Origin of the sequence: Ensifer sp. ENS02, assembly GCF_014851885.1 — a bacterium.
GTDB classification, from domain to species: Bacteria; Pseudomonadota; Alphaproteobacteria; order Rhizobiales; family Rhizobiaceae; genus Ensifer; species Ensifer adhaerens.
This window is the reverse complement of sequence record NZ_JACVAO010000001.1, coordinates 559,952-576,038: the sequence shown is the minus strand read 5'-3', so window position 1 is coordinate 576,038 and position 16,087 is coordinate 559,952. Positions and strand designations below refer to the sequence as shown.

Below are 16,087 nucleotides of genomic sequence, written 5' to 3'. Positions count from 1 at the left end.
TTGCGTCCCGCAGAACGCACCGCGCGGCCGCAGACGGGAGACAGTGACATGAACGCCGGCCCAGCCTCCTTTCCCGACCGGGACACGGTCGCCGAAAAATTCGGGAGTTTCAGCGAAGCCGACCAGTCCTTCCTGCGCCTGCTGATGGAAAACCCCGAGCAGGACGAGCGCCTGATGGACGGCCTCTACCGCCACCTCGACATCGCCTCGGAGGCGAAGTTCCTGAATTCGCTGAAACTCGAAAAGCTCGGCCAGTGGCTCGGCAGCCATGCACCGGCGCGGCTGCAGATGCGCCTGATGGAAGCCGGCCGCTCCAGCCAGCATGCAGCCTACCAGGCGTTCAAGGCGGGCCTGTCGAAGGCCGGTGGGCTGGAACGCGCCTTTCCGAAGGCGTGAGGCGACAGGGGATCGACGCTCGCGCGTGACGGGTGCCACTCACTGTCCTGCCGGACATCTCTCCCCGCAGGCGGGGAGAGAGCCGCTAGGCGCACCCTCCGGTGCCAGGCCTCAACGTCAGCGACAATCTCAGCCTTCACGATGGGCGAAACGGTTGCCACTTGTTCCCCTCTCCCCGTCATAACGGAGAGAAGGTGCCGGCAGGCGGATGAGGGGCAAACCCTGACCACGCGGTTAGGGGCTGATCCCCGCCCCACGCGACATCACTTGCCGGAACCGCCGAGGCCCTTGGAGAGCCGCACCAGATTGACGAATTCGCTGCGATAGCCGAACGGATCGGCGCCCTTGGCGGCTGCGGCGAGATCGATGACTGCGTCATAGGAATAGTCAGCGAGCGCCGTCACGCCTGCAAGCTTCTGCCCGAAGGCCGCCACTGCCACCGAGAAGCGCACGTCATTGGAGGCCTCGGCGAGCGACGGCACCGCATTCGCCTCGGTCACCGGCGTGGTGATCAGCTCGCTCTTGTCTCCATCCGGCTTCTTGTAGCGGATCTTCAGGAAGGCGAGTTCGCCGCTGCTTGCGCTCACCTCTGCCGCCGGCTTTTCCGCCTCTGCATAGCGCAGGTCGTCGTTGAGCACCGCCGGGCTGCCCTTCGGCGTCACCTCGTAGATCGCCGTCACGCTGTGACCGGAACCGATGTCGCCGGCGTCCACCTTGTCGTTGTTGAAGTCCTCGCGCTTCAAGGCGCGTGTCTCGTAGCCGATCAGCCGGTATTCGGCGATCGCGGCCGGATTGAACTCCACCTGCAGCTTGACGTCCTTGGCGATCGGGAAGAGCGAGGACCCCGCCTCCTCCACCAGCGTCTTCTGCGCCTCGGCCAGAGTATCGATATAGGCGGCCGTGCCGTTGCCGTTCTGGGCGATCGTCTGCATCAGCGCGTCGTTATAATTGCCGCGGCCGAAGCCGAGCACGGAGAGGAAGATGCCGCTTTTGCGCTTCTCCTCGATCAGCCGCTTCAGGTCCTCGTCGCTCGACGGGCCGACATTGAAGTCACCATCCGTCGCCAGCATGATGCGGTTGACCCCGCCCTTGACGAAGGCCTTCTCGGCAAGCCCGTAGGCCGCGTCGATGCCTTCCGCACCGGCGGTCGAGCCGCCGGGCTGCAAGGTATCGATCGCAGCGAGGATCTTTGCCTTGTCCTTGACCGCCGTCGGCTCCAGCACGGTTCCGGCGTTGCCTGCGTAGGTGACGATCGAGACCGTATCCTCGGGCTTCAGCTTCTCGACCAGCAGCCGGAAAGCGCCTTTCAAGAGCGGCAGCTTGTCGGGCTCGTCCATCGAGCCCGATACGTCGATCAGGAAGACGAGGTTCGCCTTCGGCGCTTCCGCCGGCACGACGTCGTAACCCTTGATCGCCACATGCATCAGCCGCGTGCCACCATTCCACGGCGTCGGCGTCAGCGTCACCGTCGCCTTGAAGGGTTCGGCAGCGCTTGCCGGCCGCGGCCAGTCATAGGGAAAGTAGTTGACCATCTCCTCGACCCGCACGGCGTCGCGCTCGGGCATCTGCCCTTCCATCAACGATCGGCGCACGAAGGCGTAGGATGCCGTGTCGACGTCGACCGAGAAGGTCGAAACCGGATCGGTCGCAACGCTTTTCACCGGATTGCTGTCGGCCTTGCCGAAGCGCACGCGGTTTTCCACGGGTGCCGGCTGCATCTCATCCTGAACCGTGGGCGCCGGCAGGTATGTCATCTGCGGCTGCGCACCGCCGACGGCCGAGAGCGGAGCGACGCTGTCGCGCGCAACACTGTTGGCCATCGCATCGGCCTGCGCGGCAGGAGCCGCAGCCTCGCTCTCGGCCTCTACGGTCGCGGGCACCTCCACGGTTTTCGCTTCCTGCTGGCGCGCGCGTTCGTCGGCGGCCGCCTTCCTGGCGGCGACCTGGGGCTCCGGCTTTTGCCGCGCCTCTTCCTTGGTGAGTTCACCCTTCAGAGCGATCTCCTGCGCAGGCTCGCCGAAGGGCGCACCGTCGCGCGTGAGTTCAAACGTCAGGAAAGCGGCGGCGGGCACGACGAGAAGGGTTGCCAGTGCCGATGCTGCAAGCAGTTTCCGGTTCATGATGGGGCTCCATATCCGGTTGAAGATGGAGCTTTGACGAACCGGCCGAACCGATCCTTGGGTGGCATTCGAATTTTCTTGCGGCTCGTCGAAGGCCTGCATGGCCAAGGCGAGCGCACGGGCGCGCGCTTCCGCAGAAGCCTTCGGCGGGTTCATCCGGCCAAGCTTTTCGAAATCGTCGCTCATGGTCACACTGCCTCCTTGCCGAGCAATGTCTTCAGGCGCTTGCGCGCTTCATGCACATGCCAGGATATGGTTGCCTCCGAACAGCCAAGCACGTCGGCGGCGGCCGCATGGCTCAAGCCTTCGGCATAAACGAGCAGCACCGCATCGCACTGCTTTTCCGGCAGTTCCCGGACCGCGGCCCAGAGCGCCTCGCGCTGCTCTTCGTCAGGATCCTGAGGGGGCGCTGCCGTCGCCTGCTCGCTGGCATAGGCCTGCATGCGGCTGTTATCGCGCACCTGCCGCCGCCTATGGTCGCGCGCGGCGTTCAGCGTCAGCGTATAGAGCCAGGTGCGAAACCGGCTGGTGCCGCGAAAGCCGCGAATGGCGGCACCCAGCCGCAGGCAGACATCCTGGGCGATGTCCTCTGCGTCAGAGACGTTGCCGGACCATCGCCAGGCGACCGCATGGACAAAATCATAGTGTCGCTCGACCAGTTGGCCGAAAGCCCGCCGGTCTCCACCTACCGCCTTTTCGACGAGTTCAACGTCCAAATCCGTGCCCGCCCTCACCTCTTTTGAACCTTAGACGTTGCAGGCTGCCCGTTCCTTGGGTGGGCGGCACATTTTTTTTCGCGGGAGGAGGAAAAGTGTGCGGTTTTCCGCCCTCATCCCGCGCCCAAGGAAAGTCAGCGTGGAAATTTTCCGACGACGGCGATGATCGGCCCCATCGGAAACAGCCGATCGTGGCGGTTGATATCAGGCGCATAGACGCTCGAAATCGTGCCGTCGAGGAAGAGCGCATTGGGGCAATCCAATGTATCGCGAAACAGCGTCGCGAAATCGTGGAACCGCACCGGGCGCTTCGAGACGACGAAAACCACCTCGCCCTCGGCCGTCACGCCGACGCCGTTGCGGGTCTTGTAACTGGTGCTGTCGGGCAGAAAGCGCGGATGCAGCTTGCCGTCGATGACCAGCATCGGCCCGGATTGCGTCGCAAATCGCGGCGTGAGCCTGGCGTCGCGATAGGCGTCCGCCGCAATTACCCCCGCTTTGCCGTCGTCGACATAAAACACCCCGTTCGGCAAAAGGTGGAAATTGCCCCAGCCGGAATTGGTGTTGAGCGGCGCCTGCTCGCGCCCCTCCTCGATATGCAGGCCGACCGGCGACAGATCGTCGTGATACATGCCGCCGTTCATGGCGAAGCTCATATATTCTTCGCGATGGCGCAGTTCGAGCGACAGCGCCCGGAAGGAGCGGAAGGGCACGCCCGCCTGATCCTTGTTGTAGAGGCGGATATCGGTTGTCGCCGGATCGAAGCTGCAGGCGACATAGTCCTGGCCAAGATGGCTGACATCGCGGCAGGCGCCGAGCGCAGGCCCGGCAAGACCGGCCGAAAGAACGGCACCGACGAGAAAGGGTTTTGGAAAAAGCGGCATGGCGAAAGGTCCAATCGAATCAGCCGCCAAGCATGCCTGAGATTGCGGCTTATTCTGGCGCGGGCACAGGCGAAATCATACGCTTGGCGACTAGCCGCCGACGATCGCCGCCATGGTGGTGACGAGACCGGCGATGCCGGCGAGACTTGCAAGGCCGAAGATCGCGCAAAGGCAGGCAAAGCCGCCGACGCCCGCAAGCAGATAGGATTTGGGATCGCGGTTCAGCACATCCTGCGACAGCGACAAAAGCAGCCGCTTCTCTCTGAGCGTCGTTGCCACCTTCACCGCATGGCGCCTCGCTTCTTTCTGGACCTCGCCGTAATTGTTGCCGATCGCCCAGAACGTGAGGAACAGGCCGAGCGCGCTGACGGTCAGCGCAAATTTCCTGAGGATGTCGATGGCATCGGGCAGAAGATCGCCGGTGAGAACCGAGCGGTCCACCAGCGCATCGAAGCCTGCAATGCAGGCGGTGATGACGGCCGCATGGCCGGCGCCGATCGCCAGCAGGCGCTTGAAAGCGTCCCCCAAAACCTGGCTGTTGGCCGCGTGAATACTGTCAAGCCGAGATATCTGCGCTTGCACGTCCTCGCGCGACAGGTGCGGAGGATAATTGCTCACGGATACGACTGGGCTACCTCTCATACGATGGACTCCAACGCCACGCCGTCCAGATCGTTATAAATTCGATAATATTACCTTTCCACGACACCTCCAATTTTAGTCATTTTGGAGATTTGCACCATCTTTGCGCGCCAGAGTGGAGACCGGCGCTCACACTTCAAGCGCAGACATATGGAAGCGCAACTGCTCGGGCGGGTAGCGATATTGGCTCCCGACGGGACAGGCAGCGCGCGACAGACAGCCATTCGCAAGGCAGCCCGCCCTGCCCGCGTCCGTGCGCAGGTGGCCGCGACAACGCCCGACATCGAAGCGTTCCCCTGCAAGCGCCGACGCCGGACAGCCCGAGATGCACGGCTTTTCGAGACAGTGGTCGCAAGGGTGGCTGGCGCTCGCTTCACCTGTCTCGCCAAGCGGGATACCGAAAGCAAGTGCGCCGCGGTAACCGTGCCACAGGCCGAAACGCGAATGGATGAGAATGCCCAGCGGCGACGGTTTCAGGCCTTCGGCCCTCATCGCCCACTGCTGGAACGGCTGCCACGGGGGATCCGACGGAAAGAAGGCGGTCGCCCCCTGCTCGCCGGCGACCGGATTGATGACGGCCTTCGACCAATTGTCGAGCGGATCGGCGCCGCCTCCATCCGGCCGGGCTTGCCGCCACGCGCTGAACGGCTGCCACAGCGAACCGCCGATATTGCCAATCAGCACCACGCTTGCCGCCAGGCGGCCATCGACGAGCAGCGGTGCGACCTCACCGGAGGCGAAATTCACGGTTCCGCGCAAAAAAAGACCGTGCGGCGCCAGCGCCGCACGGATCGTTTCGATTGTCTTGTCCGCTGTCGCGGAGGGCGCCGTCATTTCGGTTTCGGCCCCTGGTGTTCGTAATGCGGGCGCCAGACCTCCTTCTGGATCATGTCGGCCACCTGCGCCGCGCCGCCTTGCTCCCTGGCTCGCTCGGGACCCTTTCAGGTGAAAGCGTCCGGCATCGAGTCCTTGCGGCTGGCGATGAACGCCTTCAGCTTTTCGTCGATCTCGGGATCGAGGTAAGGCGCCTCGTAATGCTCCAGCCAACTGCGGCAGAGGGCATTGGCGCGTTGCTCGATGCGCTTTTCGCCTTCCACTTCCCACTGTTCGAAGGAATTGTTGTCGGCGAGCGGCGAACGGTAGAACGCCGTCTGGAAGTTGGCCTGGGTATGCGCGCAGCCGAGATAGTGGCTGCCCGGACCGACTTCGCGGATCGCGTCCAGCGCCTGGGCGTTTTCCGAGAGATCCACGCCTTCGGCCATCTTCTGCATCATGCCGAGCTGGTCCTGGTCGATCATGAACTTCTCGTAGGACGAGATCAGACCGCCTTCGAGCCAGCCGGCAGCGTGCAGCACGAAGTTGGTGCCGGCAAGAAGCGTCATGTTCAGCGTGTTGGCCGATTCGTGCGCTGCCTGCGCGTCCGGAACCTTGGAGCCGCAGAGCGAACCACCGGTACGGAACGGAAGCTTCAGGCGACGCGCGAGCTGGGCTGCGCCATAGGAGACGAGCGACGGCTCCGGCGTGCCGAAGGTCGGCGCGCCCGACTGCATCGAGATCGAGGCGGCAAACGTGCCGAAGAGCACCGGCGCGCCCTTGCGGATGAGCTGGGTGAAGGAGGCACCAGCGAGAACTTCTGCAAGGATCTGCGTCAGCGTGCCGGCAACCGTCACCGGGCTCATGGCGCCCGACAGGATGAACGGCGACAGCACGCAGGCCTGGTTATGGCGGGCGTAAACCTTGAGCGCGCCCACCATGGTCTCGTCGAAGACCATCGGCGAGTTGGCGTTGATGAGGTTCAGCGTAACGCAGTTGTTTTCGACGAAGTCGTCGCCGAAGACGATCTTCGCCATGGCGATCGTGTCTTCCGCCCGCTCCGGCGCCGTCACCGAGCCCATGAAGGGTTTGTCGGAATATTTGATATGGCTGTAGACCATATCGAGGTGGCGCTTGTTGACGGGGATGTCGACCGGCTCGCAGACCGTGCCGCCGGACGAGTGCATCGACGGCGCCATATAGGCGAGCTTCACGAAGTTGCGGAAATCCTCGATCGTCGCATAGCGGCGATTGCCTTCCAGATCGCGCACGAAGGGCGGGCCGTAGACCGGCGCGAAGATCGTCGCCTTGCCGCCGACCTGGGCGCTGCGCTCCGGGTTGCGGGCATGCCAGGTGAATTCGGAGGGTGCCGTTTTCAAAAGCTCGCGGCAGAGACCCTTGGGGAAATGCACGCGCTGGCCGCGCACGTCGGCGCCGGCCTGCTTCCAGAGTTCGAGCGCCTCGGCGTCGTCACGGAACTCGATGCCGATTTCCTCGAGGATCGTATCGGCATTGCGCTCGATCAGCTGCAGGCCTTCCTCGTCGAGCACCTCGTATTCGCGAATCTTGCGCTGGATATAGGGCAAAGACGGCCCCGGGCCGCCGCCGGTGCGCGATGCGCGCCTTGCTGCTGCTCCCCGTCCCTCGCCGCGTGCGCGGCGACCGCCGCCTTCAACCGCGCCCTGATCTGTCACGTCGCTCATTCGCTTTTCCTCTCCCGCGCATCACTTTTTGCGCCTTCAAGCATCATTTGACCTTAATGCTACCAAGCATCGGGGGCCTTGCGGGTCTCAATGCGCCAAGGCGTGGCGCAACTCGAACACTGCCGAGCGGCGACAAGGGGGCGCAAAAACCGCGTGGCGCGAATATATTGTTTTTGTTAAGAATATACAGGCGGCAAAAGAAGCCGCCCTCCCGTCGCTTTTTGTCATATGCGACGTCGCTTTCGAAAACAGATTTTTAGACATCGACCGCTATGGATTGATGGACGCGTCCGAAAATTTCGCGCGACCGTGCCAGGAACCGAGGAACCCCAATATGGCAGACGATGAAATCATTCTCGAGGACCTTTCCGACGAAGAACTCGTGCAGCAGATGCACGACGACCTCTATGACGGCCTGAAAGAGGAAATCGAGGACGGGACCAACATCCTGCTCAAGCGCGGTTGGACGCCTTACGACGTCCTGACCCAGGCGCTGGTCGAAGGCATGCGCATCGTCGGCATCGACTTCCGCGATGGCATCCTGTTCGTGCCGGAAGTGCTGCTCTCGGCCAACGCCATGAAGGCCGGCATGACCATCCTGCGCCCGCTTCTCGCCGAAACCGGCGCGCCGAAGCTCGGCAAGATGGTGATTGGCACCGTCAAGGGCGACATTCACGACATCGGCAAGAACCTCGTCGGCATGATGATGGAAGGTGCGGGCTTCGACGTCGTCGACCTCGGCATCAACAACCCGGTCGAAAACTATCTCGAAGCGATCGAGCGCGAGCAGCCGGATATTCTCGGCATGTCCGCGCTTCTGACCACCACCATGCCCTACATGAAGGTCGTCATCGACACGCTCAAGGAAAAGGGCCTGCGCGACGACTACGTCGTTCTCGTCGGCGGTGCGCCGCTGAACGAGGAATTCGGCAAGGCCGTCGGTGCCGATGCCTATTGCCGCGATGCGGCGATTGCGGTCGAAACCGCCAAGGACTTCATGAAGCGCAAGCACAACCGCCTGGCCGGCTGAGCTTCGGACAATCCGAAATGACAAAGCCGGCCGCGTGGGTGAAATCCGCGGCCGGCTTTCCTATGTCTGGCGAGCGTGCCTGGCAGGTTTGCCGGGTTAGTTGACGGAGTTTGCCACCTTCTTGCCGGCCGACTGTGTCGCGTTGACCGTGTTTGCGGTATCCTGTCCGATGCCGCGGATGGTGTTGCCGCAAGCGGTAAGCGTCGAAAGGGCGACGAGAACGGCGCCGACGGTTGCAAGGGTCTTTACTGTCATGGTCAGGGTCCTTCCCGCTGATAGCCACATGGAATCAAGATGGAAAAAGTATCGCCCGCAATAGAACGTGCACAACCGGAAAAAGTTCACGTGATCGGTTGCGGCGCCATCGCCCGCGAAATCCTGGCGATCTGCGAGGCTAACGGGCTTGGCCATATCGACCTCAACTGTCTGCCCGCCATCTGGCACAACACGCCCGACAAGATCACCCCGGGCATTCGCGACGCCATTGCCAAGGCCCGCGCCGAAGGCTTCGAGCGCATCTTCGTCGCCTATGCCGACTGCGGCACCGGCGGCCAGCTCGACCGACTTCTGGAGGAGGAAAAGGTCGAGCGTATCCCCGGTCCGCACTGTTACTCCTTCTTTGCCGGCAACGATGATTTCGCCCGCCGTTGGGACGACGACCTCACCGCCTTCTTCCTCACCGACTTTCTCGCCCGCCAGTTCGAGGCCTTCGTCATCGAACCGCTCGGCCTCAACCGGCACCCGGAGCTCCGGGACATGTATTTCGGCCACTACCGCAAGCTCGTCTATCTCTCGCAGCAGGAGGATGCAGGCTTGCAGGAGAAGGCGAGGAAGGCCGCCGAGCGGCTCGGGCTCGAATACGAATATCGGTTTACCGGTTACGGCGATCTGACGACGTCGCTGCTGACGGCGTGAATTAGCGACATCATCAAGCTGAAATCGCAGACCCGAACCAGAGACTTTATGTCGAAACCAATATAGGGTACCCCCCTATATAATATTGGAGGCATCGACATGGGCAATCACGACCGCGACCATCATCACCACCACGGACACCACGGGCATTCGCATGACGACGCGCGTGTGCTCGCGGCCAGCCATGATCACGTCTTCCTCGGCGGCAATCACGAGCGCAACGAGCGGCGGACCTGGATTGTCATCGCGGTGACCGCAACGATGATGGTGATCGAGATCGCGGCAGGTCAGATCTTCGGCTCGATGGCGCTGGTTGCCGATGGCTGGCACATGTCGACCCATGCGGCCGCGATGCTGATCGCAGCGCTTGCCTATCTCTATGCACGCAAGCATTCGAACAATCGCCGCTTTACCTTCGGCACGGGAAAGCTCGGGGACCTCGCCGGTTTTTCGAGTGCCATCGTGCTGGCCCTGATCGCGCTTCTGATCGGCTGGGAGTGCCTGCGCCGCCTCAACGCTCCGGTGACGATCGATTTCAGCGAGGCGATCCTCGTCGCTGTTGCCGGCCTCATCGTCAATCTCGTCTGCGCCTGGCTCTTGAAGGACGATCACGACGATCATCACGGCCACCACCATGGGCACCATGGTGGGCAGGATCGCAACCTGCGCGCCGCCTATCTGCACGTCCTTGCCGACGCGCTGACCTCGGTGCTCGCCATCGTCGCCCTTGGTCTCGGCGCAATCTATGGCTGGCTGTGGCTCGATCCCGCCATGGGCATCGTCGGCGCACTTGTCATTGCGCGCTGGTCCTTCGCCCTCATTCGCGATACCGGCGCGACATTGCTCGACTATATCCCCGATGGCGAAGACCTGCCGGACGAGATCGGCGAGATCGTCGCCAGGGAAGACGCCGAGATCGTCGATCTGCACGTCTGGCAACTCGGGCCCGGCCACCACGGTGCAATCGTCTCGCTCGTCGCCGACAACCCGCGGGCACCGTCCTATTATCGCGAAAAGCTTGCCGCCATTCACGATTTGTCGCATGTGACCGTGGAGGTGGAACCACGGGCCGCATAGCGGCGGCGCCCGAAACCGGAGTTTGCGATGACCCATACCATCCGCGAGAAGCAGAAGCTCATCAACAGGGTCCGGCGCCTGCGCGGCCAGATGGAGGCGGTCGAGCGGATGCTGGAGGAGGAGAAGGGCTGCGCCGAGGTCATGCAGGTGATCGCCGGCATACGCGGCGCGGTCAACGGGCTGATGGCGGAAGTGGTCGAAGACCATATCCACATGCATGTCGCCGCAGCCGAGCTGTCGCAGAAGGACCGGGAGGAAGCGGCGGCCGAACTGGTGGATGTGGTGCGCGCCTACCTGAAATAGCGTCGCTGCCGCGCACTTTGCTTAAGGTCACCGTTGCCGCCGAGAACCGTGCTGTGCTCGGCGATGGCGACCGGTCATGCTGACTGCCAGCTCACAGATTAACCGCGAAGTCCTGCCGGCCGCACGCTTCCGGCCGCAACAGCACGTCGTCCGCCTGATCGCCGGTGATCGCGTTCCGTCAGAGGCCGACGATCCGGCTTCCGCCCGGGCCCCCTCATTGCCAGGCCCCTTGCCAGGTCCCCTCCTTGGCCGTCTGAACTCTTAATTTGAAACCATGTTCGCGCCAGCCCGTTTAGCTGGCGTAACTCATCCCTGACGCTTCCTCAGCCACCTGACAATTGGCCGTCTTTGCGCCAAGCACCGAGCCAGAACGCGGGAGCGTCCCATGACCAAGAATTTCACGAACGACAAGAAGAGACTGCTTCACGGCGGGGATGCGGTCTACGATCTCGAAGAGTTCATTCTAGCCTATCACTTGGCACCGCTGGCAGCGCGCGACATCTTCGCAAAAGTCGGCCCGCGCAGGCTCGATCTGGCGAATGCGATGGATGCGCGCAGCACAGCGACGGGCGACGAAGCGAAACGCGCGCTCGGCCAAAACATACCTCCCGGTGCTTGAGTGAAGTTCGTTGCGCTGGCGCGACAACGCGTGCAGGGTGCTTCATCGACGGCGATTGAAGCGGGCGCCGTCGCCTACGGGCCTTCGTGCCTGGGCCCCAACCAAAGGAGGACGCAATGTCTTCCAGCAATCCAGAACATTATCTTCACTCCGACGACCTCAGCCTTCTGGTCGAGGTACTCGCCGCTGCCGGCTACTACGGAACGACCGCGACGGCAGACCCGGGCGGACGGCTTGCTGCCACGCGCTTCCTGATTGCGGCACTTGAAAGCGGCGTCGACAGCCACGCCACTCCGGAGGCGGCGCTGGCCGAGCCGGGCACTGCCGCGGAGTTTCCGAGGTCCCCTTCCCGTCCGGCGCCTTATGAGGAATTCAGACAGGCTGCAGTTGATCGAAAGACTGGCAGCGTGGCCCGCTGAGCCACCATCGTGGGTTTCCAGCCCACCCATCTAACCCCTATCTTCCGGCGGTCGGGGCGGAAGCTGGATCGTGCCCCTGCGTATGCGGTCTTTGAGATTGAGAATATCGAGAAGATCATCCGCTTCGTCGCGCGGCAAGTTGGACATCAGATAACCGTCAACAACAACCGGTTGCCCGGTGAAGACATCGACAACCGCCCAGACATTGTTGGCTTCGACCTTGAGACCGTACCTTAGTGTTGTCATCAGCCCAGTCCGTAATCGGGGTTTACCGCCTGCCCTTGCTCAGCCACATGCGGCATGGCGGGGCGATCGCTCGCATTGCCCTGAGGTGGCCTGAAGGCCCAGACAAGAAAAACCGACAGGGCGACCAGAAACAGTGAGAAGACCAAACGGGAGGACATCGCGCCTCTCCTTCATCGAATGAGGCCATCGCGGCTGGGGGGTGTCACGCGGCTGGGGAAAGAAAGCGCGCAATAACCTTCTGCAGGGTCTCGGCAGCCGCTCGGTTCAGGGCGACCTCGATCTGGCCGTCGTCGCATTCCAGGCAGAGAGTGCCGATCAGCGGCGCCTTGTGCAGGGTGATGATTTCGCTCTGGTAGAGTTTGTTCGGCTCGGACATGACAGTCTCCAGTTCCAAGCGACGAGCTTAACACATCCTCGATCGGCACGTGGCTTTTATCACGCGAGCAGCGAGAAACTCGGGAGAAACACCGGCGTCGCGCCAAAAACACTTTAAATCTGCGCCGGCCGACACACGCGCCTCAATTGAAACTCAATCGACGCGCAATAGTATATCCAAGTAAATTTGGCCGATGTGGCTTTCGCGGTATCAGAATTTCTAACCGCACCTATTCTCCTAAATTTTCGAACGACACGCAAGCTTCGGATCCAGTGCTTGGTCCATGCTTCGCCTCGAAGCACATCGCGCATTGTAACGTCTGTTCGTTCCCCGAACCTTGGTTGATCGGTCGATAACCGGCTCATCGCAGCCGACCGACCGTGCCTGCCCACACCTAAAAGGACTGAGACCACTATGAACGCTTTATCTTTTACGAAACGCATCATCCGCGGCCCCCGCGACCAGTCGCCGGTTCACCGATTCCAGGTCGGCCAGCTTGTTCGCTCGAAGGGAGCGCTGACCAGAGAGTCGATCATCGGGGACACCTACCGCATAACCGCCACGCTCCCCATCCGCGACAATGCGCTCCAGTACCGCATACGCAGCAGCGACGAATGCCATGAGCGCGTGACCGATGAAGGCAATCTCGAACTGATTCGTCCCGCCGATGAGCGAATGGCCCTGGCCGAACGGGCCTTCAAGTCCAGACACGCCCTTTAGATCCAAACCATCTTCCTAACAGATCAGCTGCAGGAGGCGATCATGAAGTACCACATACCGGCTCAGATCTATCTATTCGACTACCGCGGCCTGCTTGCTTGGATCGCCCTTTCGCTGGCGGTCGCCGTCGTCGTGACCACGATCCTTTTCGGGCGGATCCTGTGACGGCCCGTCTCTGGCCGGCCTGGCTTGTCGCCAAAAGGATTACGACCATGCCGCTGACCTTTCCGAACCCATGCCGAAGCTTCGATGAAGCGCGCAAGGCCGTACGTTTCCTTGGCCACGATGGCATGTTCGAAGTGCCCTTCTATGTTGAGGCGGCCGCCCTCTCCCGTGGCGCGCCCACCCGGACGACCGAAGCAGCCTGCTTGCTGGCCTTCGATGCCGCGCGCAACGCGATCCACGAGGCCGCGACGGCAGCCTATGCCAAGGGGCGCCGGACGATCTATGTCCTCACCGCCGATGACTTTCGCTAGGTCCCGGGCCAAAACGCAGCACCCGTTCGACTAACACCCCTTGGCCTAGCAGGGGTCTCCGCCTTATGCGCAACGCCCCGCAGCGGCCGAAAGGGCGTGGCAATCTCAACCGCACTGTTGAAATGCGTCCTGCTCTCCTGTGGGCGACGCCATGGCGAGCGCTTGTCGCCGGCGCCTTTGCTATTATTATTCCGCCAATTCCAAACCCGTACCCGTGCATGCCACACCCGGCAGTTTCACGGACCTTCTGAAATCACCAGGCGACAGAACTTTCATGAAACTTGGATTCATCGGCACCGGCGCACTCTCCTCGGCGATCGTCACCGGCCTCAAGACGCTTCCCGGCGAGATCACCACCGTCGTCCTTTCGCCGCGCAACGAAGAGATCGCTGCGGGCCTTGCCGCCCGCTTTCCTGACGTGACTGTCGCTGCCGACAATCAGGCGGTGCTCGACGCCTCAGACACGGTCATGCTCGGCGTCCGCCCGCAGATCGCCCGCGGCGTGCTGCCGACCCTGCGCTTTCGCCCGGATCACCACGTCGTCAGCCTGATTGCGACCTTCTCCTGCGCCGAGATCGCCGCCATGGTCGGCCAAGTGAAGCGCGTGACCAAGGCCTTGCCGATGCCGATGATCGCGCTCCGCCAGGGCCCGACGATCATCTTCCCGCCGGATCCGGATATGGCGGCGTTTTTCGGCCGGCTCGGCACGGCGATCGAAGTAACAAGCGAGAGCGAGTTCGATGCGCTAAGTGTGGCGACCGCCACCTATGCCAGCTACTTCAAGTACCTGGAAACGATCCATAGCTGGCTAAAGGACAACGACGTCGACGAAGCGAAGGGCCGCGCCTATATCGCCAGCCTGTTTGGCGCGCTCGGCCAGGCGCCGGAAACGACGCCGGACGCGAGCTTCGCGCATCTGGCGCAGGACTACGCGACACGCGGCGGCATCAATGAGCAGGTGCTGCGGGAGTTGACGGAGCACGGCACCTTCGAAAAATTCAGGGAAAGTCTCGGCGGTATCCACCGGCGGATTACCGCAGCGTCGTGAGAAAAGCCCCTCATCCGGCCTGCCGGCCACCTTCTCCCCGCAAGCGGGGCGGAGGAAATTCGCGGCACCCACTCCGCCAACAATAAACACCACGATTTCCGCCTCGCTGCGGCTCCGCTCGGCGAAACTAAGATCGGGCCACGTCCCCTCTCCCCGCCTGCGTGGAGAGGGTTAGGGTGAGGGGCAATCCGGTTTGCAAGGACTCCGGCTAGCCTCGTCCACCGATGCGGACCGAAGCGCAGCGGCTTACGTGAGCGCTCGCTCCTGCAACGAAAAATAAGCTCTTCCTAATCCCTATATCTGCGCTACCCTGCGTTACATCTCAGTGCGCGACGGCTGCGTCTTGGGACGGGAGGCACACCAGTGAAATTCCTCGAATACCTGCCCTACGCCATCGGCTGCGCCGCCGGGCTGCTGCTGTCGCTGGTCGTCGGCGCGGTCTGCAGCCTCTCGGATGACGTGAAGATGGTCGAATCCGTCGCCCTCGTCGTGCTCGGTGGCGGTGTCGCCGAATGGTACTGGAACCAGTTAAGCCGGCGGTAACGGGCAAGCCTTCATAACTCGGCCCTGTTCATCCGCGGGGCCGCCATGACCGACATCGCCAGCCAAAATCAAGCCGCAGGCGGACGCCCCGGCCGCGTCGTCGTGGTGACCGCGGGCGGCGAGAACCCCTGGATCATGATCAACGCGTTCTCCGCGCATTTCGCCGACGTTGCAGTCGTCGAGGAGCAGCCGGAATCGAAGGGCCTGTTCCTGCGCCGCCGCGCACGCAAGCTCGGCTGGCTGACGGCGCTGGGGCAGCTTGCGACCATGATCGCCTCGCGCTTCGGCAAGCGTTTTACCCGCAAGCGCGCGGACGAGATCTTCGCGACCTACAAAGTCTCGGGAAAACCCGATCCGTCGATCCCGGTAAAGTCCATCGCCTCCATCAACGACACGGACGCCATCGCCCAAGTGCGCGCGCTCAAACCCGATGTCGTCTTCCTCATCAGCTGCCGCATGCTGAAGGCCGAAACGCTGGCCGCCATCCCCTGCCCGGCCCTCAACTTCCACGCCGGCATCAACCCGGCCTATCGCGGCCTGATGGGCGGTTACTGGGCGCGGGCCAACAACGACCTCGAAAACTTCGGAGCGACCGTGCATCTGGTCGATGCGGGCGTCGATACCGGCGGCGTGCTCTACCAGTCGCGCCAGAAGCCTGCCCCTCACGATACGATGCACACCTATCCGCTGCTGCAGACGGCGGCTTCCACGGATATTGCGATTGCCGCCGTCGGCGATGCGCTCGCCGGAAAGCTGCAGGTCATCGATGTCGCAGGCCCGTCACGGCAATGGTATCATCCGCCGATCTGGACCTGGATATGGAACGGCCTGAAGCGCGGCATCTGGTAGGCTGACAAGCCGCCCTTACCTCCTTCCGACATCGGCTAAAAGCCTGAAACTGCGGGTAATCCTTGCCGATGGTTCCTGGCTGCAAGAAGCGCCTCAACTGCGACTTGCGCATCACCGCCAAGACGTCTGATATGGCATCCGCGCCAGCGTCGTTTTTGGACATATCCGACGTCGTGGCGAGATGAGCCCGGA

Annotated in this window: 23 protein-coding genes; 13 read left to right on the top strand and 10 right to left on the bottom strand. The window is 62.6% G+C overall.

Going from position 1 to position 16,087, the window contains the following annotated elements; all coding sequences use genetic code 11:
* Nucleotides 1–48 precede the first annotated feature (48 nt).
* A complete protein-coding gene (locus IB262_RS02975; RefSeq protein ID WP_034788228.1) occupies nt 49–396 on the top strand; it encodes a hypothetical protein in 348 nt (115 codons plus the stop codon).
* A 263-nt stretch (nt 397–659) separates the two neighbouring features.
* Here IB262_RS02975 and IB262_RS02970 read toward each other — a convergent pair whose 3' ends face one another.
* The 6 genes from IB262_RS02970 to IB262_RS02945 all read right to left on the bottom strand — a co-directional run bounded on the left by IB262_RS02970 (nt 660) and on the right by IB262_RS02945 (nt 7,274).
* Nucleotides 660–2,708, bottom strand: coding sequence for a VWA domain-containing protein (locus tag IB262_RS02970; protein ID WP_162728833.1), 2,049 nt, complete (start codon nt 2,706–2,708; stop codon nt 660–662).
* On the bottom strand, nt 2,705–3,232 hold the full coding sequence (locus IB262_RS02965) for an RNA polymerase sigma factor (protein ID WP_112976526.1): 528 nt from the start codon (nt 3,230–3,232) through the stop codon (nt 2,705–2,707). Before IB262_RS02965 ends, IB262_RS02970 begins: the two co-directional genes overlap by 4 nt.
* A gap of 134 nt (nt 3,233–3,366) precedes the next feature.
* A complete protein-coding gene (locus tag IB262_RS02960; protein ID WP_112976525.1) occupies nt 3,367–4,116 on the bottom strand; it encodes a phosphodiester glycosidase family protein in 750 nt (249 codons plus the stop codon).
* A gap of 90 nt (nt 4,117–4,206) precedes the next feature.
* Nucleotides 4,207–4,758 (bottom strand): hypothetical protein, encoded by a 552-nt coding sequence (locus tag IB262_RS02955; RefSeq protein ID WP_134886575.1) that lies wholly within the window; start codon nt 4,756–4,758, stop codon nt 4,207–4,209.
* Between the two features lie 129 nt (nt 4,759–4,887).
* Nucleotides 4,888–5,592, bottom strand: a complete 705-nt coding sequence (locus tag IB262_RS02950) for a 4Fe-4S dicluster domain-containing protein (protein WP_112976524.1) — start codon at nt 5,590–5,592, stop codon at nt 4,888–4,890.
* A gap of 107 nt (nt 5,593–5,699) precedes the next feature.
* Entirely contained in the window at nt 5,700–7,274 is a 1,575-nt protein-coding gene (locus IB262_RS02945; protein WP_034788211.1) for a trimethylamine methyltransferase family protein, read from the bottom strand.
* Between the two features lie 334 nt (nt 7,275–7,608).
* Between IB262_RS02945 and IB262_RS02940 the strand changes: the two genes are divergently transcribed.
* Nucleotides 7,609–8,304 carry a B12-binding domain-containing protein gene (locus tag IB262_RS02940; RefSeq protein WP_034788208.1) on the top strand — a complete coding sequence of 232 codons (696 nt, stop codon included), beginning with the start codon at nt 7,609–7,611 and terminating at the stop codon, nt 8,302–8,304.
* Between the two features lie 96 nt (nt 8,305–8,400).
* Here the strand turns inward: IB262_RS02940 and IB262_RS02935 are convergent, their stop codons facing one another.
* Nucleotides 8,401–8,559, bottom strand: coding sequence for a hypothetical protein (locus IB262_RS02935; RefSeq protein ID WP_034788206.1), 159 nt, complete (start codon nt 8,557–8,559; stop codon nt 8,401–8,403).
* Nucleotides 8,560–8,598: 39 nt separating this feature from the next.
* Between IB262_RS02935 and IB262_RS02930 the strand changes: the two genes are divergently transcribed.
* From IB262_RS02930 to IB262_RS02910, 5 genes are all read left to right on the top strand, one after another.
* On the top strand, nt 8,599–9,219 hold the full coding sequence (locus IB262_RS02930) for a DUF1638 domain-containing protein (RefSeq protein ID WP_090294026.1): 621 nt from the start codon (nt 8,599–8,601) through the stop codon (nt 9,217–9,219).
* 99 nt (nt 9,220–9,318) lie between these two features.
* On the top strand, nt 9,319–10,296 hold the full coding sequence (gene dmeF, locus IB262_RS02925) for a CDF family Co(II)/Ni(II) efflux transporter DmeF (protein ID WP_112976522.1): 978 nt from the start codon (nt 9,319–9,321) through the stop codon (nt 10,294–10,296).
* 27 nt (nt 10,297–10,323) lie between these two features.
* Nucleotides 10,324–10,599 carry a metal/formaldehyde-sensitive transcriptional repressor gene (locus IB262_RS02920; protein WP_034788200.1) on the top strand — a complete coding sequence of 92 codons (276 nt, stop codon included), beginning with the start codon at nt 10,324–10,326 and terminating at the stop codon, nt 10,597–10,599.
* A 385-nt stretch (nt 10,600–10,984) separates the two neighbouring features.
* The gene (locus tag IB262_RS02915; protein ID WP_112976521.1) at nt 10,985–11,218 is read left to right on the top strand and encodes a hypothetical protein; all 234 of its coding nucleotides are present in this window, start codon (nt 10,985–10,987) and stop codon (nt 11,216–11,218) included.
* Between the two features lie 116 nt (nt 11,219–11,334).
* Nucleotides 11,335–11,637 carry a hypothetical protein gene (locus IB262_RS02910; RefSeq protein ID WP_112976520.1) on the top strand — a complete coding sequence of 101 codons (303 nt, stop codon included), beginning with the start codon at nt 11,335–11,337 and terminating at the stop codon, nt 11,635–11,637.
* Between the two features lie 30 nt (nt 11,638–11,667).
* On the opposite strand, the gene IB262_RS02905 is transcribed toward IB262_RS02910, so the two are convergent.
* From IB262_RS02905 to IB262_RS02895, 3 genes are read right to left on the bottom strand one after another with little or no spacing between them, the layout of a single operon-like run.
* Nucleotides 11,668–11,883 (bottom strand): hypothetical protein, encoded by a 216-nt coding sequence (locus IB262_RS02905; protein WP_034788194.1) that lies wholly within the window; start codon nt 11,881–11,883, stop codon nt 11,668–11,670.
* Nucleotides 11,883–12,041, bottom strand: coding sequence for a hypothetical protein (locus IB262_RS02900; protein ID WP_156400735.1), 159 nt, complete (start codon nt 12,039–12,041; stop codon nt 11,883–11,885). Before IB262_RS02900 ends, IB262_RS02905 begins: the two co-directional genes overlap by 1 nt.
* A 44-nt stretch (nt 12,042–12,085) precedes the next feature.
* Nucleotides 12,086–12,259 carry a hypothetical protein gene (locus IB262_RS02895; protein WP_156552966.1) on the bottom strand — a complete coding sequence of 58 codons (174 nt, stop codon included), beginning with the start codon at nt 12,257–12,259 and terminating at the stop codon, nt 12,086–12,088.
* 414 nt (nt 12,260–12,673) lie between these two features.
* Here IB262_RS02895 and IB262_RS02890 point away from each other — a divergent pair, with 414 nt between their 5' ends.
* The 6 genes from IB262_RS02890 to IB262_RS02870 all read left to right on the top strand — a co-directional run bounded on the left by IB262_RS02890 (nt 12,674) and on the right by IB262_RS02870 (nt 15,895).
* Entirely contained in the window at nt 12,674–12,979 is a 306-nt protein-coding gene (locus IB262_RS02890; protein ID WP_060520594.1) for a hypothetical protein, read from the top strand.
* Between the two features lie 42 nt (nt 12,980–13,021).
* The gene (locus IB262_RS36440) at nt 13,022–13,144 is read left to right on the top strand and encodes a hypothetical protein (protein ID WP_034788190.1); all 123 of its coding nucleotides are present in this window, start codon (nt 13,022–13,024) and stop codon (nt 13,142–13,144) included.
* A 47-nt stretch (nt 13,145–13,191) separates the two neighbouring features.
* The gene (locus IB262_RS02885) at nt 13,192–13,455 is read left to right on the top strand and encodes a DUF1488 domain-containing protein (RefSeq protein WP_034788542.1); all 264 of its coding nucleotides are present in this window, start codon (nt 13,192–13,194) and stop codon (nt 13,453–13,455) included.
* Nucleotides 13,456–13,729: 274 nt separating this feature from the next.
* Nucleotides 13,730–14,503 carry a pyrroline-5-carboxylate reductase gene (locus tag IB262_RS02880; protein WP_112976519.1) on the top strand — a complete coding sequence of 258 codons (774 nt, stop codon included), beginning with the start codon at nt 13,730–13,732 and terminating at the stop codon, nt 14,501–14,503.
* Nucleotides 14,504–14,866: 363 nt separating this feature from the next.
* Entirely contained in the window at nt 14,867–15,046 is a 180-nt protein-coding gene (locus IB262_RS02875; RefSeq protein ID WP_060601062.1) for a hypothetical protein, read from the top strand.
* A gap of 45 nt (nt 15,047–15,091) precedes the next feature.
* Nucleotides 15,092–15,895 carry a formyl transferase gene (locus tag IB262_RS02870; protein ID WP_089044214.1) on the top strand — a complete coding sequence of 268 codons (804 nt, stop codon included), beginning with the start codon at nt 15,092–15,094 and terminating at the stop codon, nt 15,893–15,895.
* The last annotated feature ends 192 nt before the right edge of the window (nt 15,896–16,087 follow it).